The 22,908-nt window shown below is 68.6% G+C and carries 24 protein-coding genes; 12 read left to right on the forward strand and 12 right to left on the reverse strand.

Features of this window, described 5'->3' with window-relative positions:
• Positions 1-255 precede the first annotated feature (255 nt).
• Both ACP4J0_RS17700 and ACP4J0_RS17705 read left to right on the forward strand, forming a co-directional pair.
• Complete coding sequence (locus ACP4J0_RS17700) at positions 256-2,649, forward strand: transglycosylase domain-containing protein (RefSeq protein WP_426599635.1); 2,394 nt, start codon at positions 256-258, stop codon at positions 2,647-2,649.
• A gap of 121 nt (positions 2,650-2,770) precedes the next feature.
• The gene (locus tag ACP4J0_RS17705; protein ID WP_426599636.1) at positions 2,771-4,279 is read left to right on the forward strand and encodes a glycosyltransferase family 87 protein; all 1,509 of its coding nucleotides are present in this window, start codon (positions 2,771-2,773) and stop codon (positions 4,277-4,279) included.
• 111 nt (positions 4,280-4,390) lie between these two features.
• Here ACP4J0_RS17705 and ACP4J0_RS17710 read toward each other — a convergent pair whose 3' ends face one another.
• The 3 genes from ACP4J0_RS17710 to ACP4J0_RS17720 form a co-directional block, all read right to left on the reverse strand.
• Positions 4,391-5,422, reverse strand: coding sequence for an alanine racemase (locus tag ACP4J0_RS17710; RefSeq protein WP_426521488.1), 1,032 nt, complete (start codon positions 5,420-5,422; stop codon positions 4,391-4,393).
• Positions 5,423-5,571: 149 nt separating this feature from the next.
• On the reverse strand, positions 5,572-6,693 hold the full coding sequence (gene femX, locus ACP4J0_RS17715) for a peptidoglycan bridge formation glycyltransferase FemX (RefSeq protein WP_426521487.1): 1,122 nt from the start codon (positions 6,691-6,693) through the stop codon (positions 5,572-5,574).
• 163 nt (positions 6,694-6,856) lie between these two features.
• Positions 6,857-7,162 carry a hypothetical protein gene (locus ACP4J0_RS17720; RefSeq protein ID WP_426599637.1) on the reverse strand — a complete coding sequence of 102 codons (306 nt, stop codon included), beginning with the start codon at positions 7,160-7,162 and terminating at the stop codon, positions 6,857-6,859.
• A 279-nt stretch (positions 7,163-7,441) separates the two neighbouring features.
• Between ACP4J0_RS17720 and rpsF the strand changes: the two genes are divergently transcribed.
• The 4 genes from rpsF (at position 7,442) to rplI (ending at position 9,151) form a co-directional block, all read left to right on the forward strand.
• Positions 7,442-7,732 (forward strand): 30S ribosomal protein S6, encoded by a 291-nt coding sequence (gene rpsF, locus ACP4J0_RS17725; protein ID WP_077798159.1) that lies wholly within the window; start codon positions 7,442-7,444, stop codon positions 7,730-7,732.
• Between the two features lie 77 nt (positions 7,733-7,809).
• The gene (locus tag ACP4J0_RS17730; protein ID WP_426599638.1) at positions 7,810-8,406 is read left to right on the forward strand and encodes a single-stranded DNA-binding protein; all 597 of its coding nucleotides are present in this window, start codon (positions 7,810-7,812) and stop codon (positions 8,404-8,406) included.
• A 43-nt stretch (positions 8,407-8,449) separates the two neighbouring features.
• On the forward strand, positions 8,450-8,686 hold the full coding sequence (rpsR, locus tag ACP4J0_RS17735; protein ID WP_003949403.1) for a 30S ribosomal protein S18: 237 nt from the start codon (positions 8,450-8,452) through the stop codon (positions 8,684-8,686).
• 18 nt (positions 8,687-8,704) lie between these two features.
• Positions 8,705-9,151, forward strand: coding sequence for a 50S ribosomal protein L9 (gene rplI, locus ACP4J0_RS17740; protein ID WP_398134266.1), 447 nt, complete (start codon positions 8,705-8,707; stop codon positions 9,149-9,151).
• 152 nt (positions 9,152-9,303) lie between these two features.
• Here the strand turns inward: rplI and ACP4J0_RS17745 are convergent, their stop codons facing one another.
• Positions 9,304-10,641: an MATE family efflux transporter gene (locus tag ACP4J0_RS17745; protein WP_426599639.1), complete on the reverse strand. Its 1,338-nt coding sequence runs from the start codon at positions 10,639-10,641 to the stop codon at positions 9,304-9,306.
• A gap of 458 nt (positions 10,642-11,099) precedes the next feature.
• Between ACP4J0_RS17745 and dnaB the strand changes: the two genes are divergently transcribed.
• Together dnaB and ACP4J0_RS17755 are read left to right on the forward strand one after the other, a co-directional pair.
• Positions 11,100-12,578, forward strand: coding sequence for a replicative DNA helicase (gene dnaB, locus ACP4J0_RS17750; RefSeq protein ID WP_426556243.1), 1,479 nt, complete (start codon positions 11,100-11,102; stop codon positions 12,576-12,578).
• 55 nt (positions 12,579-12,633) lie between these two features.
• Complete coding sequence (locus tag ACP4J0_RS17755) at positions 12,634-14,031, forward strand: serine hydrolase domain-containing protein (protein WP_426599640.1); 1,398 nt, start codon at positions 12,634-12,636, stop codon at positions 14,029-14,031.
• 64 nt (positions 14,032-14,095) lie between these two features.
• Here ACP4J0_RS17755 and ACP4J0_RS17760 read toward each other — a convergent pair whose 3' ends face one another.
• Positions 14,096-14,548, reverse strand: coding sequence for an N-acetyltransferase family protein (locus tag ACP4J0_RS17760; RefSeq protein WP_426599641.1), 453 nt, complete (start codon positions 14,546-14,548; stop codon positions 14,096-14,098).
• A gap of 87 nt (positions 14,549-14,635) precedes the next feature.
• Entirely contained in the window at positions 14,636-15,100 is a 465-nt protein-coding gene (locus tag ACP4J0_RS17765; protein WP_426599642.1) for a MarR family winged helix-turn-helix transcriptional regulator, read from the reverse strand.
• A 139-nt stretch (positions 15,101-15,239) separates the two neighbouring features.
• Between ACP4J0_RS17765 and ACP4J0_RS17770 the strand changes: the two genes are divergently transcribed.
• Both ACP4J0_RS17770 and ACP4J0_RS17775 read left to right on the forward strand, forming a co-directional pair.
• Positions 15,240-16,451 carry an MFS transporter gene (locus tag ACP4J0_RS17770; RefSeq protein ID WP_426599643.1) on the forward strand — a complete coding sequence of 404 codons (1,212 nt, stop codon included), beginning with the start codon at positions 15,240-15,242 and terminating at the stop codon, positions 16,449-16,451.
• Between the two features lie 118 nt (positions 16,452-16,569).
• On the forward strand, positions 16,570-16,989 hold the full coding sequence (locus tag ACP4J0_RS17775; protein ID WP_426599644.1) for a GlcG/HbpS family heme-binding protein: 420 nt from the start codon (positions 16,570-16,572) through the stop codon (positions 16,987-16,989).
• A gap of 134 nt (positions 16,990-17,123) precedes the next feature.
• Here the strand turns inward: ACP4J0_RS17775 and ACP4J0_RS17780 are convergent, their stop codons facing one another.
• The 6 genes from ACP4J0_RS17780 to ACP4J0_RS17805 all read right to left on the reverse strand — a co-directional run bounded on the left by ACP4J0_RS17780 (position 17,124) and on the right by ACP4J0_RS17805 (position 21,873).
• Positions 17,124-17,990: a GNAT family N-acetyltransferase gene (locus ACP4J0_RS17780; protein ID WP_426599645.1), complete on the reverse strand. Its 867-nt coding sequence runs from the start codon at positions 17,988-17,990 to the stop codon at positions 17,124-17,126.
• A gap of 145 nt (positions 17,991-18,135) precedes the next feature.
• The gene (locus ACP4J0_RS17785) at positions 18,136-18,618 is read right to left on the reverse strand and encodes an NUDIX hydrolase (RefSeq protein ID WP_426599646.1); all 483 of its coding nucleotides are present in this window, start codon (positions 18,616-18,618) and stop codon (positions 18,136-18,138) included.
• Between the two features lie 68 nt (positions 18,619-18,686).
• The gene (locus ACP4J0_RS17790; RefSeq protein ID WP_426599647.1) at positions 18,687-19,592 is read right to left on the reverse strand and encodes a LysR family transcriptional regulator; all 906 of its coding nucleotides are present in this window, start codon (positions 19,590-19,592) and stop codon (positions 18,687-18,689) included.
• 228 nt (positions 19,593-19,820) lie between these two features.
• A complete protein-coding gene (locus ACP4J0_RS17795) occupies positions 19,821-20,999 on the reverse strand; it encodes a cystathionine gamma-lyase (RefSeq protein ID WP_426599648.1) in 1,179 nt (392 codons plus the stop codon).
• Positions 20,996-21,490, reverse strand: a complete 495-nt coding sequence (locus tag ACP4J0_RS17800) for a low molecular weight protein-tyrosine-phosphatase (RefSeq protein WP_426599649.1) — start codon at positions 21,488-21,490, stop codon at positions 20,996-20,998. Before ACP4J0_RS17800 ends, ACP4J0_RS17795 begins: the two co-directional genes overlap by 4 nt.
• A gap of 5 nt (positions 21,491-21,495) precedes the next feature.
• Positions 21,496-21,873, reverse strand: a complete 378-nt coding sequence (locus tag ACP4J0_RS17805) for a phage holin family protein (protein ID WP_426599650.1) — start codon at positions 21,871-21,873, stop codon at positions 21,496-21,498.
• A 59-nt stretch (positions 21,874-21,932) separates the two neighbouring features.
• Between ACP4J0_RS17805 and ACP4J0_RS17810 the strand changes: the two genes are divergently transcribed.
• The gene (locus ACP4J0_RS17810) at positions 21,933-22,250 is read left to right on the forward strand and encodes a cupin domain-containing protein (protein ID WP_361158897.1); all 318 of its coding nucleotides are present in this window, start codon (positions 21,933-21,935) and stop codon (positions 22,248-22,250) included.
• Positions 22,251-22,424: 174 nt separating this feature from the next.
• A complete protein-coding gene (locus tag ACP4J0_RS17815) occupies positions 22,425-22,637 on the forward strand; it encodes a DUF5326 family protein (protein ID WP_426521474.1) in 213 nt (70 codons plus the stop codon).
• Positions 22,638-22,908 lie beyond the last annotated feature (271 nt).

Here is a 22,908-nt window from a genome sequence, read left to right on the forward strand (position 1 = left end):
CGACGCGGCCAGTCCGGCTCGTCCTCCGGCCGCCGTGCGGCACCGCGAGGCGCCACAGGGTCTCCGTCCGGCTCGTACGGTCCGGAGGACGAGGAGCGTCCGTACGGGAGTCGTGCCGAAGCCCGGCGCGCGGCACAGCGCAGCGGGGGCGGTCGGCGCAGAGTGGCCGAGCCGTCTCGCGGAGGCCGGCGGGCCGCTCCCGGCGGCCCTGGAGGGGCCGGACGGGGCCGTGCGGCAGCGTCCGGCAAGAAGCGGATGATCGATTACCCGCGCCGCGACAAGGACGGATGGCACCGGTGGGTGCCCTCCTGGAAACTCGTCTCCGGGTTGTGCGTCGGGTTCTTCGGCACCATGGTGGCCGCCGCGGGCATCGCCTACGCCATGGTGGGCATCCCTGATGTCGCCAAGATCGCGGAGGCCCAGAACAACGTCTACTACTGGGCCGACGGCACCCAGATGGTCGCCACGGGCGGTGAGCGCAACCGTCAGAGCATCAGCTTCGCGCAGATTCCCAAGGAGATGCGCAACGCCGTCATCTCCCAGGAGAACAAGACCTTCTACTCCGACAGCGGCATCGACCCCAAGGGCATCGCCCGAGCCGTGTTCAACATGGCCAAGGGTGGCGATACGCAGGGTGGTTCCACCATCACCCAGCAGTACGTGAAGAACGCGATGCTGAACGACCAGTCGCAGACGATCTCCCGCAAGGTCAAGGAGATCTTCGTCTCGATCAAGGTCGGCGCCAAGGAACCGAAGGACAAGATCCTCGAGGGTTACCTGAACTCCGCGTACTACGGCCGCGGCGCCTACGGGATCCAGGCCGCGGCGCGGGCGTACTTCAACGTGGATGCCGTCGACCTCAACGCGGGACAGTGCGCCTTCCTGTCGGCGATGCTCAAGGGCGCCACGTACTACGACCCGGCGGGTTCGACTTCGATCGACCCGGCCGCGACTCCCGAGGCCAACAGCGAGCGCGCCAAGCGGCAGATGCAGGACACCCTCGACAAGATGGTGGAGTACGAACATCTGAGCCAGGAGGAGCGGGACAAGTACACCGACCTTCCCACCGTGCGGAACCCGCAGTCGAACGCGCAGCTGGGCGGCCAGATCGGTTACCTCGTCAGGCTGGCCAAGTCGTCCGTGGTCAGGAACGGCGTGGTTTCGGAGCAGCAGATGGAGAGGGGCGGCTACTCGATCTACACGACCTTCGACAAGAAGAAGGTCGAGGCTCTCGAATCCGCGGTGCAGAAGGTCTACAAGGAGAAGATCGACCCCAAGAAGCGTCCCGACAAGGACACGCACGTTCAGTTCGGCGGGGCGTCCGTGGATCCCGAAACCGGCGCCATCAAGGCTGTTTATGGTGGAGAGGACGCCACCAAGCACTTCACCAACAACGCCGACGTGACCGGTGCCCAGGTCGGTTCGACGTTCAAGCCCTTCGTGCTGGCGGCGGCGATGAACTGGGGCGTGCGCGATCCCGACCTCGGGCCGACGCAGGCCCAGGACGAACGCACGATCGTCTCCCCCAAGAGCCTCTACAGCGGCAAGAACGACCTCAAGATCAAGGAATACGACGGGACGATCTGGAAGAACGAGGACGGCGAGCAGTGGCTCCAGAGGAATGACGGCAAGGTGTCACTGGGCGATCCGCCGGACTACAAGATCACCCTCCGTGAGGCGATGCGGGAGTCGTCGAACTCTGCCTTCGTGCAGCTCGGCATGGACGTCGGTCTGGACAAGGTGAAGGAGGCCGCCGTTGACGCGGGCCTTCTCGAGGACAGCCTGGCGGGTGCCGGCTACCCGTCGTTCTCCATCGGCGTCTCGTCTCCGAGTGCCATCCGTATGGCGGACGCGTACGCGACCTTCGCGGCGAGCGGCAAGCAGAGCGAGCCCTACTCCGTGACCAAGGTGACGGACAAGAGCGGCACGATCTACACGCACAAGGTCGAGACCGAGCAGGCGTTCACCGCTCAGGTCGCGGACAACGTCACGGACATCCTGAAAACCGTCGTCGAGGAGGGGACGGGTACCAACGCCCAGCTGCCCGGACGCGAGGTGGCGGGGAAGACCGGTACCACGGACGGCAACAAGTCCGCCTGGTTCGTCGGTTACACGCCGCAGCTGTCGACCGCGATCAGCATGTTCCGCTACCCGGACGACGAGTCCGTCAAGGAGCGGGCGTTCCTGGAGATGTACGGAACGGGCGGTGAGAAGGAGATCCACGGCGCGTCGTTCCCGTCCCACATCTGGAAGGACTACATGGAAGACGCGCTGAAGGGCACGAAGGCGGAGAAGTTCCCGAAGCCGGAGCCCATCGGCGAGGTCGTCAACGACACCCCGCCGCCAAGCCCGTCTCCCTCTCCCTCGCCCTCTGCCTCCGAGACGGAGGAGGCGAGCCCCTCGCCGAGCCCGTCGCCGAGCCAGACGGAGACCAGCCCCACCCCGTCCGCACCGACGTCGACGTGCGGCGTCTGGGATTTGAACTGCAACAACGGGAATGATGGCGGCAACGACGACTCCGGCAACGGCCCGGGCGGCTCGGACGGAAGCGGGGCACCGTCACCGACGGCCACCGAGACGGAGGACAACGGCGACGGCAACGGAGACGGGAACAGTCAGGGAAACACCATCTGGGGCTCGAACGGTTAGCCGAAGAGTTGCCCGGCATGGGCGTTTCACGTGAAACGCCCGCAGGTTTCACGTGAAACAGGGGCCGCCGCATCCACGAGGGTGCGGCGGCCCCGGCGTATTCCCAGGTACGTACGGCAGGATGTGCCCCATGCCCAGTGCAGAATCGACGCCAGCGAGCGCGCACGAGCCGGACCAGGCGCAGCCGACCAGGGAGGACACGGTCGCCGCCGCCGGCAGCGAGCTGATCGGCGGGCCTCTCGGCCGACGTGCCCTGCTCGGGACGTCCTGGTGGACTCCCGTGCGGGTGATCGCTCTTGTGGCGATCGGCATGTTCGCCCTCGGCCTGGTCCAGAAAGCGCCCTGTTACAACGGTGCCTGGTTCTTCGGTGCCAGCTCCCAGTACACGCATGCGTGCTACTCGGACATCCCGCACCTCTACCAGGGGCGCGGGTTCGTCGACGGGCTTGTGCCGTACTTCGACAAGCTGCCGGGCGACATGGAGTACCTCGAATACCCGGTGCTGACCGGCGTTTTCATGGAGGTCGCGTCCTGGCTCACGCCGGGCGACGGCTCCATCCAGGACCAGGAACAGTGGTACTGGATGGTCAACGCCGGGATGCTCATGGTGTGTGCCGTGGTCATCGCCATCTGCGTGACCCGTACGCACGCGCGGCGCCCCTGGGACGGCCTGCTGGTCGCCCTTGCGCCGGCCTTGGCGCTGACCGCGACCGTCAACTGGGACCTGCTGGCGGTCGCTCTGACGTCCGCCGCGATCCTGATGTGGTCGCGGGGGCGTCCGTTGGCCTTCGGCATACTGCTGGGGCTCGCCACGGCCGCGAAGCTCTATCCCTTCCTGATCCTGGGCCCGCTGCTCGTGCTGTGCTGGCGTGCGGGCAAGTGGCGTGACTTCGGGAAGGCCCTGGGGGGTGCGGCCGTCGCCTGGCTCGTGGTGAACCTGCCGGTGATGCTCTTCGCTTTCGACGGCTGGTCGAAGTTCTACACGTTCAGCCAGGAACGCGGGGTCGACTTCGGATCCTTCTGGCTGATCCTGGCCCAGAATTCCGACAACCCGCCCAGCACCGAGACCGTCAACACGCTGGCCACGCTCCTGATGGTGTTGTGCTGCGGAGGTATCGCGGCGCTCACTCTGACGGCCCCCAGGCGTCCGCGGTTCGCCCAGCTCGCCTTCCTGATCGTCGCGGCGTTCATCCTCACCAACAAGGTCTATTCACCGCAGTACGTGCTGTGGCTGGTTCCGCTGGCGGCGCTGGCCCGGCCGAAGTGGCGCGACTTCCTGATCTGGCAGGCGTGCGAGGTCGTCTACTTCCTGGGCATCTGGATGTATCTCGCGTACACGACCAGCGGCGACGCTCACAAAGGCCTGCCGACGGACGGCTACCACTGGGCCATCGGCGTACACCTGCTGGGGACGCTGTTCCTGTGTGTCATGGTCGTGCGCGACATTCTGATGCCGGACCGGGACCCGGTCCGGCGGACGGGCGACGACGACCCGTCGGGTGGTGTGCTCGACGGTGCGAAGGACGTCTTCGTCCTGGGGCCCGCCGCTCATGCACCGCGGCACACGGCTCACTACGAGACATCCCGGGTGCAGTGGGGCGTGGGACAGCAGGCGGATGGTTCGCTCTGAGCGAACAGAGCCCTGGTGTGGACCGGACGCCGTAAGCCATGGGGAAGGCCGTACACGGGACAGCGTGTACGGCCTTTTCGCTGTTGCCGGATCCGAATGCCGGCCCAGCCGTCAGCGGTCGACGATCCGGTCGAACTGCGTGGTGGTGTGCCGCAGATGGGCCACCAGTTCGTCACCGACCTTGGGCTCCGGCGCGTCCGAGGGCACGAACAGGATCGAGACCTGCATGTGCGGCGGCTCCGCGAACCAACGCTGCTTGCCGCCCCAGACGAACGGCGCGAGATTGCGGTTGACCGTGGCGAGTCCGGCCCGGGCGACACCCTTGGCGCGCGGCATGACGCCGTGCAGCGCCTTCGGTGCCTCCAGGCCCACACCGTGCGACGTACCGCCCGCCACGACCACCAGGAAGCCGTCTGAGGCGGCTCGCTGCTGCCGGTAGCCGAAGCGCTCGCCCTTGGCGACGCGCGTGACGTCCAGGACCGCACCGCGGTACTCGGTGGCCTCGTGGTCCCCCAGCCACAGCCGGGTACCGATCCGGGCGCGGAAGCGGGTCTGCGGGAACTGCTGCTGGAGCCGGGCCAGTTCGTCCGCCTTGAGGTGGCTGACGAACATCGTGTGCAGCGGCAGCCGGGCCGCACGCAGCCGGTCCATCCAGCCGATGACCTCCTCGACGGCGTCCGAGCCGTCGGTACGGTCCAGCGGCAGGTGGATGGCGAAGCCCTCCAGCCGGACGTTCTCTATGGCGGCGTGAAGCTGCGGCAGGTCCTGCTCGCTGATGCCGTGCCGCTTCATCGAGGACATCACCTCGATGACCACGCGCGCGCCCACGAGGCCGTACACGCCGTCGATGGACGACACGGAGCGCACGACCCGGTCGGGCAGCGGTACGGGCTCCTCGCCGCGCCGGTACGGCGTCAGGACCAGCAGGTCACCGCCGAAGAAGTCCTTGATCCGGGCAGCCTCGTACGTCGTGCCGACGGCCAGCACGTCCGAGCCCAGCCGCGTGGCCTCCTCCGCCAGCCGCTCGTGGCCGAAGCCGTAGCCGTTGCCCTTGCAGACCGGGACCAGCCCGGGGAACTGCTCCTGCACGTGCTTGTGGTGCGCCCGCCAGCGCGCGGTGTCGACGTAGAGCGTGAGCGCCATGGCCGGACCTGGGACCTTTCTCGTGGCTGCGGTGTGCTGCGGTGTGCTGCGGTGTGCTGCGGTGTGTCGGGGACTGTCGGGGAAAAGCCTTGGTGGAGCTGTGAAAGCTGTCACCGACGCTACTGGAGCCGGGAGCGCCGGGCAGGGGATCAGCGGCGCGACATGTAGATGTCGAGCGCCTTGTGGAGCAGCTTGTTCAGTGGGAAGTCCCACTCGCCGAGGTACTCGGCCGCCTGCCCGCCCGTGCCGACCTTGAACTGGATCAGGCCGAAGAGGTGGTCGTTCTCGTCCAGGGAGTCGGAGATGCCGCGCAGGTCGTAGACGGTGGCGCCCAGGGCGTAGGCGTCGCGCAGCATGGCCCACTGCATCGCGTTCGAGGGCCGGACCTCGCGGCCGATGTTGTCGGAGGCGCCGTAGGAGTACCAGACGTGCCCGCCGACGACCAGCATGGTCGCCGCCGACAGGTTCACCCCGTTGTGCCGGGCGAAGTACAGCCGCATGCGGTTGGGGTCCTCGTTGTTGAGGGCCGCCCACATGCGCTGGAAGTACGACAGCGGACGCGGCCGGAAGCGGTCGCGCACGGCCGTGATCTCGTACAGGCGCTGCCACTCCTCGAGGTCGTGGTAGCCACCCTGGACGACCTCGACGCCGGCCTTCTCGGCCTTCTTGATGTTGCGGCGCCACAGCTGGTTGAAGTTCTTGTGGACCTCTTCCAGGGACCGGTTGGCCAGCGGCACCTGGAAGACGTAGCGGGGCTGCACGTCACCGAAGCCGGCACCGCCGTCCTCGCCCTGCTGCCAGCCCATGCGGCGCAGCTTGTCGGCCACCTCGAAGGCGCGCGGCTCGATGTGGTCGGCCTCTATGTCGCGCAGGCGCTTGACGTCGGGATCCTGGATGCCCTTCTTGATGGACGTGGCGTCCCAGCGGCGGATGATCACCGGCGGGCCCATCTTCACCGAGAAGGCGCCCTGCTGCTTGAGGTGCGCCAGCATGGGCTCCATCCAGTCCTGGAGGTTCGGCGCGAACCAGTTGATGACCGGGCCCTCGGGGAGGTAGGCGAGATAGCGCTTGATCTTGGGCAGCTGCCGGTACAGGACAAGGCCTGCGCCGACCAGATGACCGGTGCGGTCGTCGAACCAGCCGAGGTTCTCCGAGCGCCATTCCGCCTTCACGTCTGCCCATGCCGGGACCTGCATGTGACTCGCCGCCGGCAGACTCTGGATGTAGGCCAGATGCTGCTCGCGACTGATGGTCCTCAGGGTCAGGCTCATTCGGGGCGCTCCTCGGGCTGGTGTGTCCCCATGGGTACAGGGGCTCCGGCTCTCGCGCGAAGCCTACTGCGCCCCGTGAGCGCCCCGTTCGGCGTACGGGTGGAAGGCGGAGGGAAGGGCGTGTCCGGGGGGCGGTCGGCGGCCCGGAGCGGGCTCCGGGGGCTCAGCCGAAGAGCCCGCCGTGGTAGATGCCGAAGTACAGGCCGAGCGCGGCGCCTCCGAGGCCCACCACCAGGCCGAAGCGCTCACGTGTCGTCTCGGAGATGAGCTGGCCGTACCCGCCGGCCAGCACCCCGAGCAGCCCGGCCCACGAGGTCAGGACGTGGAGCCCTCGGAAGCTCGCGGTGGCGAGGGCGAGGACCGCGAGCACCAGGGTCACGGCGAGCAGCGTGTCCTGGAGGGGATGCGGTTTGCCGTCGGTGGCCAGCAGCCCGGTCCGCGGCTTGGCGGGTCGCATGATCTGTGCCATGGGGAACCTCCTGCCAAAGGCAGTGTGTCTTCGCCCTTCACATTCCGCTGAGTACCGATTGTGTCCCCTCACCGCCGGATTTCAACCGCAAGCCGGTGGACGGGTACTCTGTACCTTCTGCACTGGTGTCTGCTGCCGTCCCACGGCCGGGCCACCTCCCCGGAGGAGGCCCGATTGTCAGTGGGTCCTGGTTTACTCGTTGATACCGGTGCCAACGCATCGCAACCCTCCTGCCACGGAACGACCGTGGCCGCTGAGTCCAAAGGAGGTGGGTTCCACATGCGTCACTACGAGGTGATGGTCATCCTCGACCCCGATCTCGAGGAGCGTGCTGTCTCCCCGCTGATCGAGAACTTCCTCTCTGTCGTCCGTGACGGCGGCGGAAAGGTCGAGAAGGTCGACACCTGGGGCCGTCGTCGTCTCTCGTACGAGATCAAGAAGAAGCCCGAGGGCATCTACTCGGTCATCGACCTGCAGGCCGAGCCTGCGGTCGTCAAGGAGCTCGACCGCCAGATGAACCTGAACGAGTCGGTCCTCCGGACCAAGGTCCTCCGTCCCGAGATGCACTGAGCCCTTCCGCTCAGTCGATCCCGGGATTCGAGTAGCAGCACAAGCAGCCAGCAGCAAACCCGCCGAGAGGTTCCCCCATGGCAGGCGAGACCGTCATCACGGTCATCGGCAATCTTGTCGACGACCCCGAGCTGCGCTTCACCCCGTCCGGTGCGGCCGTCGCGAAGTTCCGTGTCGCGTCGACTCCCCGCACCTTCGACCGTCAGACGAATGAGTGGAAGGACGGCGAAAGCCTCTTCCTCACCTGCTCGGTCTGGCGTCAGGCGGCGGAGAACGTCGCCGAGTCGCTCCAGCGAGGCATGCGCGTCATCGTGCAGGGCCGGCTGAAGCAGCGGTCCTACGAGGACCGTGAGGGCGTCAAGCGCACGGTCTACGAGCTGGACGTCGACGAGGTCGGCGCCAGCCTGCGCAGTGCCACGGCCAAGGTCACCAAGACCTCGGGCCAGGGCCGCGGAGGCCAGGGCGGTTACGGCGGCGGTGGCGGTGGCGGCCAGGGTGGCGGCGGCTGGGGCGGCGGCCCCGGCGGTGGCCAGCAGGGCGGCGGTGCTCCGGCCGACGACCCCTGGGCGACCGGCGCTCCCGCCGGTGGCCAGCAGGGTGGTGGCGGCCAGGGCGGCGGCTGGGGCGGTGGCTCCGGCGGCGGTGGCGGCTACTCGGACGAGCCCCCCTTCTAGAGGGCGCTCCACTCACACTTCTTGATCACACAGGAGAAACATCATGGCTAAGCCGCCTGTGCGCAAGCCGAAGAAGAAGGTCTGCGCATTCTGCAAGGACAAGGTCACGTACGTGGACTACAAGGACACGAACATGCTGCGGAAGTTCATTTCCGACCGTGGCAAGATCCGTGCCCGCCGCGTGACCGGTAACTGCACCCAGCACCAGCGTGACGTCGCCACGGCCGTGAAGAACAGCCGTGAGATGGCGCTGCTGCCCTACACCTCCACCGCGCGATAAGGGAAGGGTGACCGACTAATGAAGATCATCCTCACCCACGAGGTCTCCGGCCTCGGTGCCGCGGGCGACGTCGTCGACGTCAAGGACGGTTACGCTCGCAACTACCTGATCCCGCGGAAGTTCGCCATCCGCTGGACCAAGGGCGGCGAGAAGGACGTCGAGCAGATCCGTCGTGCTCGCAAGATCCACGAGATCCAGACCATCGAGCAGGCCAACCAGGTCAAGGGCCAGCTCGAGGGCGTGAAGGTCCGCCTGGCCGTCCGCTCCGGCGAGGCCGGTCGTCTCTTCGGCTCCGTCACCCCGGCCGACGTCGCCTCGGCGATCAAGGCTGCCGGTGGTCCCGACGTCGACAAGCGCCGCATTGAGCTGGGCTCGCCGATCAAGACCCTGGGCGCCCACGAGACGTCCGTGCGTCTGCACCCCGAGGTTGCCGCCAAGGTCAGCATCGAGGTCGTCGCAGCCTGAGCATTGCTCTCGCTGAAGCGATGAGAGGGGGCCGCATCTCCCGGTAGGGGGATGCGGCCCCCTCTTCATGGTCGGATTCTCACGACCCCGCTTTTGACGGCTGCTCTCATGCCCGAAGTTTCACGTGAAACATCGTGTTTCATGCGAAACGGTCAGCGCGTCGCGCCGGTGACGACCCAGCGGCCCGAACGCGTTCGCAGCCACAGTGTCACCAGGCGCATCGCCATCATCAGCGTCATGGCTGCCCACAGGGCAGTGAGCCCACCACCGAGCGTCGGGACCAGAAGTGCCGCGGGAGTGAAGACCGCGAGAGTGACCAACATCGCCCAAGCGAGATACGGGCCGTCGCCCGCACCCATCAGAACGCCGTCCAGGACGTAGACCACTCCGCAGATCGGCTGCGATACGGCCACGATCACGAGAGCGGGCAGGGCGGTGTCCTTGACCGCGGAGTCCCCGGTGAAAAGGGGCAGGAACACCGGACGTGAGAGCACCACGAGCACTCCGAGCACGACCCCGACCGCGACGCCCCACTCCACCATCCTGCGGCAGGCGTCGCGGGCACCCTGGGCGTCGCCGGCCCCCAGGCAGCGCCCGATGATGGCCTGCCCGGCGATGGCGATGGCATCGAGGGCGAAGGCGAGCAGGCTCCACAGGGACAGGATGATCTGATGGGCCGCGATGTCGGCGTCACCGAGCCGGGCCGCCACAGCCGTGGCGATCATGAGGATCGCCCGCAGCGAGAGGGTACGCACCAGCAGCGGCACCCCGGCCTGGGCGGAGGCCCTGATCCCGGAGACATCCGGGCGCAGCGAGGCACCGTGTCGGCGTGCTCCGCGGATCACCACCCAGAGGTACACGGCGGCCATGCCGCACTGGGCGATGACGGTGCCCCAGGCGGAGCCCGCGATGCCGAGGCCGGCGCCGTAGACGAGTACGACGTTGAGAACGGCGTTGGCGAGGAAGCCGGCGATGGCGACGTAGAGAGGGGTCCGGGTGTTCTGCAGTCCCCGCAGGACACCGGTTGAGGCCAGTACGACGAGCATGGCGGGGATGCCGAGGGCGGAGATGCGCAGATACGTGACGGCGTACGGGGCCGCGGTGTCGGAGGCGCCGAAGAGTTCTACGAGGGAGGGGGCCGTGGGCAGGACGGCGGCGATGACGGCGGCACCGAGCAGCAACGCCAGCCAGATTCCGTCCATGCCCTGGCGGATCGCGGCTTGCAGGTCGCCCGCGCCGACCCGCCGGGACACGGCCGCCGTGGTGGCGTAGGCGAGGAAGACAAAAACGCTGACGGCTGTGGTGAGCAGGGCCGAGGCGATGCCTAGTCCGGCGAGTTGTGCGGTGCCGAGATGGCCGACGATCGCGCTGTCGGCCATGACGAAGAGGGGCTCGGCGACGAGCGCGCCGAAGGCCGGGACGGCCAGCGCGATGATGTCTCGGTCGTGCCGGCGCCGGGCGGTTCGGGAGCGCGCGGGAGCCTGTGTCATGAGCACCAATCTAATCGTCCACAGGTAAGAGATGCAATGCGACTATGACCCTTACGTGTCGTCTCGCCGCGTGCACTTCTGGGCACGGTTCGAAGCGATCTTGAACTGAGTGGGGAAGTTTTTCTTCTGCACAGGGAGTGGACGGCAGAGGTGCAGGTCAGAGGGGTTTGGCAGGTGGGTTCGAGGGCTTGTTCACAGGGCTGTCCACCGGGTCGTGCACAGGTTTCGGGGAGTTCTCCACAGCATCTGGCCGGTCGTCCACATGGCCTGTGGATAACCAGATTGGCTGACGGTGCCCGCAGGCCTACGGTGGTCCGGCGTCTCCTCCGTCCGTCGGCTGGTGAACCATCACAAAACCGACGCGCCAGAACCGGAGTTGGGCGTCCTATTTGTCAGTGCCGTGCCGTAGAAATGAGAGCACGGCGAGGTCCGCTCGGCGGACGGGAGGAGGTGGCTCGGTGAGCATTTCCGAGCCCTTGGACGACCCGTGGGCCGACACCGGTCCCAGTGATCGTCTGCCCGCTTCCCGCCGCCGCGGAGACGGCGGCCGCAGCCGCGACGAGCAGCACGAGCGGGGTCCGGACAGTGCCGGGTGGGACGGCGGCGGGCCGTCGTTCGAGCGGGTGCCGCCGCAGGACCTGGACGCGGAGCAGTCCGTCCTCGGCGGCATGCTCCTGTCCAAGGACGCCATTGCGGACGTCGTCGAGATCCTCAAGGGCCACGACTTCTACAAGCCGGCCCACGAGACCGTCTACCAGGCCATCCTCGACGTCTATGCCAAGGGCGAGCCGGCCGACCCCATCACGATCGCCGCCGAGCTCACCAAACGTGGCGAGATCAACAAGGTCGGCGGAGCCTCCTATCTGCACACTCTCGTCCAGACCGTGCCGACGGCCGCGAACGCCGCGTACTACGCGGAGATCGTTCACGAGCGTGCCGTCCTGCGCCGCCTGGTGGAGGCAGGCACACGGATCACGCAGATGGGGTACGCGGCCGACGACGACGTCGACGAGATCGTCAACCGCGCCCAGGCGGAGATCTACGCCGTCACTGAGCAGCGCACCAGTGAGGACTACCTGCCGCTCGGCGACATCATGGAGGGCGCCCTCGACGAGATCGAGGCGATCGGGTCACGCAGCGGCGAGATGACCGGTGTGCCCACGGGGTTCACGGACTTCGACTCGCTGACCAACGGGCTGCATCCCGGTCAGATGATCGTCATCGCGGCGCGTCCCGCCATGGGTAAGTCGACGCTCGCGCTGGACTTCGCGCGGGCCGCCTCGATCAAGAGCAACCTGCCGAGCGTCATCTTCTCGCTCGAAATGGGGCGCAACGAGATCGCGATGCGTCTGCTGTCCGCCGAGGCCCGCGTCGCGCTGCACCACATGCGGTCCGGCACGATGACGGACGACGACTGGACCCGCCTGGCCCGCCGGATGCCGGATGTCTCGGCCGCTCCCCTCTACATCGACGACTCCCCGAACCTGTCGATGATGGAGATCCGCGCCAAGTGCCGCCGTCTCAAACAGCGCAACGACCTCAAGCTGGTCATCATCGACTACCTCCAGCTGATGCAGTCGGGTGGCTCCAAGCGTGCGGAGAGCCGTCAGCAGGAGGTCTCGGACATGTCCCGTAACCTCAAGCTTCTGGCCAAGGAACTGGAAATCCCGGTCATCGCGCTCTCCCAGCTGAACCGTGGCCCCGAGCAGCGCACCGACAAGAAGCCGATGGTCTCCGACCTGCGTGAGTCAGGTTCGATCGAGCAGGACGCCGACATGGTCATCCTGCTGCACCGAGAGGACGCCTATGAGAAGGAGTCGCCGCGCGCGGGCGAGGCGGACCTGATCGTGGCCAAGCACCGCAACGGTCCGACGGCGACGATCACCGTCGCTTTCCAGGGCCACTACTCGCGTTTCGTGGACATGGCCCAGACCTGACCCACTGCGGGGAAATCCGCTCGACGCGCGACGCCCCGGCCGATGGACTGGGAGCATGACGACATCTCAGGAAGAGCTGCTCCCCGCCACCCGCCGGGCGCTGTTGCACCGGATCGCCGTGGCTCAGGCCGAGGGGCGTACCCCGTCGCTCGTCGCAGCGGTCGTCCGGGACGGGCGCACCGTGTGGCACGGAGCGCGGACCTCGGTAGACGGGCACGGCCCGGACGAGAACGTGCAGTACCGGATCGGCTCGATCACCAAGACGTTCACCGCCGTCCTCGTCCTGCGGCTGCGCGACGAAGGAGTGCTCGACCTCGGGGATCCGCTGGAGAAGCACCTGCCGGGTACCGGAGCGGGCGAGGCCACGATCGCCGAGTTGCTGGCGCACTCGGGCGGGCTGGCCGCAGAGTCGCCCGCGCCGTGGTGGGAGCGGACGCCGGGCTCGCTGAGGCCCGAGCTCGCCGACGTGCTGGGCGAGCAGCCGCTTCTGCACCCGCCGGGCCGTCGGCACCACTACTCGAACCCGGGCTACACCCTGCTCGGCGCGCTGGTCGAGAAGTTGCGCGGTGCGCCGTGGGAGGACGTACTGCGGCGGGAGGTGCTGCAACCGCTGGGTCTGGACCGTACGTCCGGGAGTCCGCAGGCACCCCACGCCGGCGGCTGGGCGGTTCATCCATGGGCCGATGTGATGCTGGCCGAGCCTGCCGAAGACCTCGGGCGGATGGCCCCTGCCGGTCAGCTCTGGTCCACCACGGGTGATCTGGCACGGTTCGCCGTCTTCCTGGCGAGGGGGGACGACAGGGTGCTGAGCGCGGAGACCGTGCAGGAGATGAGGACACCCGCGGCGCCGGCCGAGGCCGCGGACGTCGTGGACGGTTCGGCCTACGGACTGGGTTTGCAGATCCAGCGCTGGGACGGGCGGCTGTTCGTGGGGCACTCCGGCTCCTTGCCGGGCTTCCTGGCCAACCTCACCATCAGCGTGGAGGACGACGTGGCTGCGGTGGTACTGACCAACTGCACGTCCGGGCCGATGCCGGCCGTGGTCGGTGCCGATCTCGTTCGCATCGTCGCCGAGGCGGAACCCCGGTTCCCCGAACCGTGGCGCCCGCTGCCGGAAGCCGATGCCTCCGTGCTGGAGTTGGCCGGTCAGTGGTACTGGGGGACACACGCCTTCGCCCTGCGGCTGGCCCCCAGTGGGGGAGTCTCGCTGGAGCCGCTGTCGGGCCATGGCCGTAGCTCGCGTTTCCGGGCGAACAGCGATGGCACGTGGACGGGGCTCGAGGGCTACTACGCCGGGGAGCTCCTGCGAGCTGTGCGGCGCGCGGACGGGTCGGTGAGCCACCTGGACCTCGGGTCGTTCGTGTTCACGCGCCAGCCGTACGACGAAGGGGCACCTGTGCCGGGAGGGGTGGACCCGGAGGGGTGGCAGGGGATCGGCCAGGGCAAGTCCTAGGCATCTCGAGCTGCCGTGTGCGCCCTGTTTCACGTGAAACAGGGCGCACACGGCAGCGCCCTATTCAGAGCTGGAGCTTGAAGCCCGTGTGCGAGGCCGAGAAGCCGAGACGCTCGTAGAAGCGGTGGGCGTCGGTCCGGGTCTTGTCGGAGGTGAGCTGTACCAGGTGGCACCCCTGTCGACGGGACTCGTCGATCGCCCACTCGATGAGCTGGGTGCCCAGGCCGCTGCCGCGTTCGGCGGCGTCGATGCGGACGCCTTCGATGATCGACCGAGTGGCACCGCGTCGGGACAGGCCGGGGACGATCGTCAACTGGAGTGTGCCGACGACGCGGTCGTTGCGGACGGCGACGACCAGGTGCTGGTTGGGATCGTTGCTGAGCCGTTCGTAAGCGGCGAGGTAGGGGGCCAGGTCGTCCGGTGACTCTCGCTGGGCCCCCAGGGGGTCGTCGGCGAGCATGGCGACGACCGCTGGGATGTCGTCCTCGGTGGTGGGTCGTATAACAAGATCTCCCATGGCCGCACCCTATGCAGAGGCGGCGGGAGAGAGTGCGGTGTACAGGCGGGAGAGAGTGCGGCGTACACCGGCACCGGTCGCCGGCTCTTAGGCGGGCACCGGCGTCTTGAGTGTCTCAACTACCCGGACCAACGGGGCCAGTTCCGGATTCCTGGCCGCCTCGTCGAGGGCCTCGCGCAGGGCGGCGTCATTGGTGGGCCGCGCCTCGTCCAGCAGGCTCAGGCCCGCCGCGGTGACGTTGGTGTAGATGCCGCGGCGATCGGTGGGGCACAGGTAGCGCTCGAGCAGTCCGCGGTCCTCGAGCCGGGTCACCAGGCGTGTGGTGGCGCTCTGGCTCAGGACGACGGCATCGGCGACCTGCTTCATCTGCAAATGTCCCCCGTCGCCGTCGTGCTGCCGACTGAGTACGTCGAGCAGGGAGTACTCGCGCACGCTCAGATCGTGACCGGCCTGCAGGGCGCGTTCGATGTGAGCCTCGATCCTCCCGTGCAGCAGGGAGAGGGCACACCAGCCCTGGGAGAGGGCGGTGAGCGCGGGGTCCGTCGCTGTCATGTGTTTCCTCCGTCCCGGAGTGGCTGAGACCAGCGTAGACCAGGGTCGCGTCTTTCGGCGTTTGCGCTTAGCCCGCGTCTGCAACTATTGTTGACGCACGTAAAGCGCTCCTGCAATCGTCTGGAAGGTGCCTCCCTCCATGCCTCTCGCGCTTCTGGCCCTCGCGATCGGGGCCTTCGGAATTGGAACCACAGAGTTCGTGATCATGGGTTTGCTGCCCGAGGTCGCCAGTGACTACGGGGTCTCCATCCCCACCGCCGGATTCCTGGTGACCGGATACGCGCTCGGCGTGATGTTCGGTGCCCCGCTGATGACCGTGCTCGGCACCAAGATCCCGCGCAAGCGGATGCTGATGCTGCTGATGGGCCTGTTCATCGCCGGCAACCTCCTCTCCGCGCTCGCCCCCGCCTTCTCGGTCATGCTGGCCGGCCGCGTGGTCGCCTCCCTCGCCCACGGTGCCTTCTTCGGCATCGGCTCGGTCGTCGCGGCCGACCTGGTAGCGCCGCACAAGAAGGCCGGCGCGATCGCGATGATGTTCACCGGACTGACCGTCGCCAACGTCGTCGGCGTCCCGCTGGGCACCCTCGTCGGACAGTCCGCCGGCTGGCGCGTCACCTTCGCCATCGTGGCGGTGCTCGGTGTCGTGGGCCTGGCCGGTGTCGCCAGACTTGTCCCCGACGTGCCCAAGGCGGAGGGCGTGCGGCTGCGGCACGAGCTGGCCGCGTTCAAGAACGCCCAGGTCCTGCTGGCGATGGCCATGACCGTCCTCGGCTTCGGCGGAGTCTTCGCCGCCGTCACCTACATCGCGCCGATGATGACGAACGTCGCGGGCTTCGCCGACGCTTCGGTCACCTGGCTGCTGGTCCTCTTCGGCCTCGGCATGGTCGGCGGCAACCTTGTCGGCGGCAGGTTCGCCGACCGCGCCCTGCTGCCCATGCTGTACGTCTCACTCGGCGCCCTGGCCGTCGTACTCGCCCTCTTCACACTCACCGCGCACAACAAGATCGCCTCGGCCGTGACCATCTTCCTGATCGGTGCACTGGGCTTCGCCACCGTCCCGCCGCTGCAGAAGCGCGTCCTGGACCACGCGCACGGCGCCCCGACACTGGCTTCGGCAGTGAACATCGGCGCCTTCAACCTCGGCAACGCGCTGTCCGCCTGGCTCGGTGGCGCTGTCATCGCAGCAGGCTTCGGCTACACCGCCCCGAACTGGGTCGGGGCCGTGCTCGCCGCCTCCGCGCTGCTCCTCGCATTCCTCTCGGCCGCTCTCGAACGGCGCGGCGGTGGCCCCGGCACGGTCGTCACGGGGTCCGTGCCCACCGAGCAGCGGGCCGCCGCCGTCCACCAGTGAACGCACCAGGCCGTGGAGTAGTGGGGCCAGGGCAAGTCCCCCGTACCTCTGCGGTTCCTCCGCCTCGACGACGACTGAGGCACCGCACCACTCAGCACCAACCAAGGAGAAACCTCCCATGAGCACCACCGCTGTCGCCCCGCTGACCATCCAGGACGCGGAAGCCCTCGTCATCGCGGCTCACCGTGCCGCCGAGGCCGCCGGGAGCACCGTCAGCGTCACAGTCCTCGACGCCGGCGGGCATCTGCTCGCTTTCCGGCGTGACGACCGGGCCGTGCTGATATCCGGGGAGACCAGCACCCGCAAGGCCTATACGGCGCTCCAGCTGAACGCTCCCACCGCAGACCTCGTCGACGCCGTTCAGCCCGGGGGCCTCTTCCACACGCTTCCCACGGCACTCGACCGGCCACTGCTGTTCATCGCGGGCGGCGTGCCCGTACACCGCGACGGTCGGCTGATCGGCGCGATCGGGGTCGGTGGCGGCGCGCCCGAGCAGGACCACACCGTCGCCACGGCCGCCCTGGAAGCCCTCGCCTGACGACAGCCGCCATGCGCACGGCGAAGCCGGTTCCCGGACCTCACAGGGAACCGGCTTCGGCGTACCGCATGTCGCCGTACCGCACTCCGCTACCGCACGCCGTTGCCTCGCGAGAGGCAGCCCGCCGCCCAGGGTCAGCCCGCCGCCACGGTCAGTGGCGCGAACCGTCGGCTCCAGTCCCCGGGCAGTTCGGTGACCCCGTACGTCATGACCGCGTTGGGCGCTACGGAGGAGAGGCCGTGCTCCTTCGCCCAGCTCAGCAGCTCTTCGTGGCGCACGTCGATGTCCGTGCGCAGCGGCCGGTCGGTGCGGGCGGCGAGGGAGCCGACGAGCGCCTTGGCCGTCTCGGTGTCGCGGGCGATCAGCGGGCCCACGACGTGGGTGTCCATATTGGGCCAGGCCGCGGCGTACCCGATGAGCCGACCGTCCTCCTCGGCGACGCGCAGTTGGTCCGCGAAGGCCGGCAGCCGCGTGATGTTGTGCGTGCGGTCGGCGCCGAACACCTCTTCGTCGAGCCGGAGGATCGCGGGGAGGTCCTCGGCCGTGGCGGCGCGTGTGGCGGTCCGGGGTTCGGGCCCGCCTGGTGTGAAACGCCCGCGCACCATCTCGGCCCGGCCGGTGGCCTTGAAGCCGAGCTCCTCGTAGAGCGGCCGGCCGTGCGGGGTCGCGTGCAGGGTCAGGGGGGTGGTGCCCAGTGCGGAGACGACGTGGCGCATCAGCCGGCGTCCGACGCCCTGGCGGGCGTGCCGCTCGGCGACCAGCACCATGCCGATGGCGGCGAGGGAGGGACGTTCGTGCGGTCCGTACTCGGTGACGGTGCAAGCGCTGACGAGACCGCCCCCGGGATCGTCGATGCCGTAGCCCTTCCCGGCTGTGAGGAGAAACCTCCACTTGTGTTCTTCGCGCAGCCACCCCCGGTCCTCGGACAGATCGGCGCAGGCGGTGAGATCGCGGAGCGTCAGACGGCGGATCGGCAGAGAGGCGAGGGAAGGTGTCGGCACGCAGGTCAGGCTGTCCGACAACGGCCGTCCGCGTCCACCACTTTCCGGCGGAACACGCGAGCTTTTGGCCGCGTTGTGGCCGAGTGCACAGCGGTCCGTCACCCGTTGGACGCCGTGCCGCCCGACAGACCGGTTGCCGCCGGTGTCAGCCGAGGTCGGGAGCGTGCATGGCACGCACCCCCTCAATGTTGCCGTCCAGAAAGTGCCTCAGCGACAGCGGGACGAGGTGGACGGAGGCGATCCCGACCCGGGTGAACGGCACCCGCACGATCTCGTACTCCCCGGCGGGGTCGTCGACCTCGGGGCCGTGGCGCAGGGACGGGTCCATGGACTCCAGGTGACAGACGAAGAAGTGCTGCACCTTCACGCCGGTCGCGCCGTCGTCCTCGCCGATGTGCTCCACCGTGTCCACGAAGCAGGGGACCACGTCAGTGATCTTGGCACCGAGTTCCTCGTGCACCTCGCGGTGCAGGGCGTCCACGACAGTGCTGTCGCCCGGCTCCACCCCACCTCCGGGAGTGACCCAGTAGGGATCGACACCGGGCTTGGTGCGCTTGATCAGGATCAGGTGATCGCCGTCGAGGAGGACGGCACGGGCGGTGCGCTTGACCACGGGTCGGACGGTCATGGGAGAAATGTGGCCCGGCTGGTTCCACGTGAAACATCGCGGAGGCTCACCGTGCGGGGCCGTCGGCCTCAGTTCCAGTCGGCGGCTGCGCGCAGCAGCCCCTCATGGGCCCGGGCAATGTGCGGCATCGCCAACGTGCCAGTACGCACCACCAGGAAATACGTTCGCAGCGGCGGCACCGCCGGATCGTGCAGGGAGACGACGTCACCGCGCCCCAGTGCCTCGGCGCACAGATAGCGGGGCAGTACGGCGAGCCCGGCGCCCGCGACCGTACAGGCGAGTACCGCACGCAGGTCCGGGGCGACGACCGTGCCCGGGGCGGCCGGGCGAGCATCGAAGACGGACGCCCAGTAACGGGCGACAAAGGGCAGGGACTCATGCACCTCGACCACGGGAACGTGTTCCAGAGCGGGTGCGGTGGTGCGGCGGGGCTTTTCGGCGCCGGTCCGCTCGGCCCAGCGGGGCGCGGCGACCAGGATGTGCTCCTCGTCGCAGAGCGGAGTCGCCGTGAGGAGCGCGCCGCGCGGCCGGGCCGTGCCGATGGCCAGATCATGATGTCCGGCGGCCAGCCCCTCCAGGGCCTCCTCGGCGTTCCCGAACGAAGCGCGCAGGGCGAAGCCCTGTCCGTCCTCGCCGGTGAGCTCCGTGAGTACGGGCAGGGCGCGCTCGGCGGTGAACTCGGGAGGTCCGGCGAGATGCAGGGTCCTCAGCAAGGAGTCGTCGTCCACTCCGGTTTCGGCGATCTCGACCAGGGCGTCCAGATGCGGTGCGGCTTTGTGGGCGAGCTCGTCACCGATGGTCGTCGGGGTCACGCCGCGGGCCTGCCGCAGAAACAGCGGGCGTCCGAGCTGCCGTTCCAGGGTGCGGATCTGCGAGGTGACGGCCGGCTGGGAGAGGCCGAGCAGGGCGGCCGCGCGGGTGAAGGAGCCGGCTCGGTACACGGTCACGAAAGTGCGCAGCAAGGCCAGATCCACGCAAGCCCTTCCCCTCTTCTGTTACCTCCAGCCCTCCGGCCGCGCCCAACTATAAATATGTCGATAGGTCGCTGTCGCTACGGTGATTGGACACTGACGCAGAGTCAACTAGCCTTAATCGCGCGGTTCTTCGCGCGTGGAACCGGGGGACGGTCCGAGCCACGAGGGGGGAGGCTCGGACCGTCCGTCGTACTCGGCCGGACACAGCGCGGCAGCTGTGCGGCGTGGTCAGTCCGCGGAATCCTCCAGCGCACGCAGCAGATCAGCCAGCAGGTCCTCGGGATCCTCCGCGCCGACCGAGAGCCGGACGAAGCCCTCCGGCACCGCGTCGCCGCCCCAGCGGCCACGCCGCTCGGCCGTGGAACGCACCCCGCCGAAGCTCGTCGCGTCGTCCACGAGCCGCAGTGCGTCGAGGAAGCGATCGGCACGCGCACGGGTGGGCAACGTGAAGGAGACGACGCACCCGTACCGCAGCATCTGCCGGGAGGCGATCTCGTGCGAGGGATCGCCGGGCAGCCCCGGGTACCGCAGACCGGTGACCTCGGGCCGTTCCCGGAGGGCTTCGGCCACCTTGAGCGCGGTGGTGTTCTGCCGGTCCACGCGCAGCTGGAGGGTGGCGATCGAACGGTGCGCGAGCCAGGCCTCCATGGGGCCGGGGATCGCACCGACGATCTTGCGCCAGCGTCGTACGGCGGTCATCGCCCCGGCATCGCGGCCGGCCACGTAGCCCAGGAGGACGTCACCGTGGCCGGTGAGCTGCTTGGTTCCGCTGGCCACCGAGAAGTCGGCGCCGAGCTCCAGCGGCCGCTGCCCCAGCGGCGTCGCGAGCGTGTTGTCGACGGCGACCAGGGCGCCGCGCGCGTGGGCCGCCTCGACGAGCCGCCGGACGTCGCACACGTCGAGCCCGGGGTTCGACGGCGTTTCGATCCACAGCAGCTTCGCCCCGTCCAGGACGTCGAGCTGCGCGTCCCCGCCGGTCGGCGCGGTGCGTACCTCGATGCCGTACTCCTGCAGCTGGGCCCGGACCAGGGGCAGCGCCTGGTAGCCGTCGTCGGGCAGGACGACCGCGTCACCGGCGCGCAGCTGGGAGAAGAGCACCGAGGAGATCGCGGCCATGCCGGAGGCGAACACGAGTGTCTCGACGTCGTCCTGCCCGGGCGCCTCCAGCTCACCGATGGCGCGCTCGAGGTGGGTCCAGGTCGGGTTCTCGTCGCGGCCGTAGGTGTACGGGCCGGTCGGCTCACCCGGCAGATGGAAGTGGGCGGCGAACACGGGGCCGGGCAGGGTCGGCTCGTGCTTGACGGGCTCGGGCAGTCCGGCCCGCACCGCGCGCGTGCCGTCACCGGTGACGGAAGGGACCGCCTCCGCGCCCGTACCGGCCCCGTTGTTTGCAGCGGAATCGCTCATGCCGCTCGTCCTTCCACTTGCTCGCGTACCGCGGCGAGCAATCCTGTGCTCGCCGCCTCCACCATCTCAAGGCACTCCTCGAAGCCGTCCACGCCCCCGTAGTAGGGGTCCGGTACGTCGAGGTCCTGGCGGTCGGCGGCGGGATCGTAGGACCGCAGCAGCCTTACCTTGGCGGCGTCCTGTTCCGTGGGCGCCAGGTGGCGCAGTGCCCGCAGGTGGCCGGCGTCCAGGGCGATGACGAGGTCGAGGCGGGAGAACCAGGACGGCCGGAACCGGCGGGCCGTGTGGTCGAGGCCGTAGCCGCTGCCCTCCAGGACGGCCATGGTGCGCGGGTCGGCGCCCTCGCCCTCGTGCCAGCCGTCGGTGCCGGCGCTGTCGGCCTCGACCAGGCCGTCCAGCCCGGCGTCCGCCACGCGCGCGTGGAAGACGGCCTCGGCCATCGGGGAACGGCAGATGTTGCCCGTGCACACGAAGCAGACGCGGTAGGTCATCGGGATCAGTCCTTGTCGGGCAGGAACGCGTTGAGCGCCCAGGAGACGACCGAGATGATCAGGCCGCCCAGGACGGCGGTCCAGAAGCCGTCGACGTGGAAGCTCAGGTCGAGCTTGTCGGCGAGCCACGAGGTGAGCAACAGCATGAGCGCGTTGACCACCAGTGTGAACAGTCCGAGGGTCAGGACGAACAACGGGAAGGTCAGCACTCGGACGATCGGCTTGACCAGCAGGTTCACCAGGCCGAACACCAGGGCGACGACGATGAGTGTGGCGGCCTTCTCGCCGGTGCTGCCACCGGTCAGTGTGATCTTGTCGAGCAGCCACACGGCGATCGCGAGGGCGGCCGCGTTGGCGATCGTCTTGACTAGGAAATTCTTCATGTGTCTGATCGTGGCAGACGTGCTCGGTAACGAATGGTGAGGCAGGGGCGGACGAGGCGATGAAAGCATTCCGGCTGGACGAACTGGAGGCGGAACGCGCCGCCAACGACGGTGCCTACCTGCAGTTCCTGCGCGAGCGGAACATGTCGGTCGGCCTGTACGCCCTCGACGCGGGCACGGCCGACCCTCAGCAGCCGCACGCGCAGGACGAGGTGTACTTCGTGGTGAGCGGGCGGGCCGCGATCACCGTGGGTATGGAGACCACCCAGGTCGCCCGCGGCAGCGTGGTGTACGTGCCGGCCGGGGTCGCCCACAAGTTCCACCACATCAGCGAGGACCTGCGGGTCCTGGTGGTGTTCTCTCCGCCCGAGAGCTGAGCCGCGGCCCGGGGTTCCCTAGGGGATCGATCAGGGGGAGACAAGGGATGCGAGGGCCCCGCCGGGGCGCTCACGGCCCTAGCATCGAGTGCAGGACATCAGAAGTTTCCCAGAGGTATCCGGGCCGTCGAAGGCCCCGGCACTCGAGCGGGCGGAAAGGTAAGGACGAGGGCGATGCGAGAGATCTTCACGGGACTGCCGTGGTGGGTTAAGTGGGTCGCGGTACCGGTCATCGCCCTGGTCGTGTTCGGCGGGCTGATCGCCAGCGTGGTCGGTTTCGTTGTCGGACTGCTGTTCAAGCTGCTGCTCTTCGTGGCGCTCGTCGGCGGACTGATTTACGTCGTACGCAAGTTCCTGCCGAGTTCGTCGTCACGCAGCGACTGGTGAGAGGCGTGGGGAACCGGTAACAGGAATCACCGGTTCCCTCGCGCGAGGGAAGTTTCCCGGACGGGCCGTCGGCGAGCGGTGACCGGCGAATAGAGTCCGGAACTCCACGCGGGGGCGACCCCGCGAGTGGCGTACACCCCCACCCGTGTTCCCCGCACGGGCTGCCCCCTCGCGTTCCGGGAGTGCCTCTTGGCCACGGCTGACACCGCGTTTGTTCCAGTGCACGCAGCGCAAGCACTGCCAGTGCAGCCTCGTTCGACGCCTCGCACCC

The organism is Streptomyces sp. WG7 (assembly GCF_049975785.1).
In the GTDB taxonomy this organism is placed as follows: Bacteria; Actinomycetota; Actinomycetes; order Streptomycetales; family Streptomycetaceae; genus Streptomyces.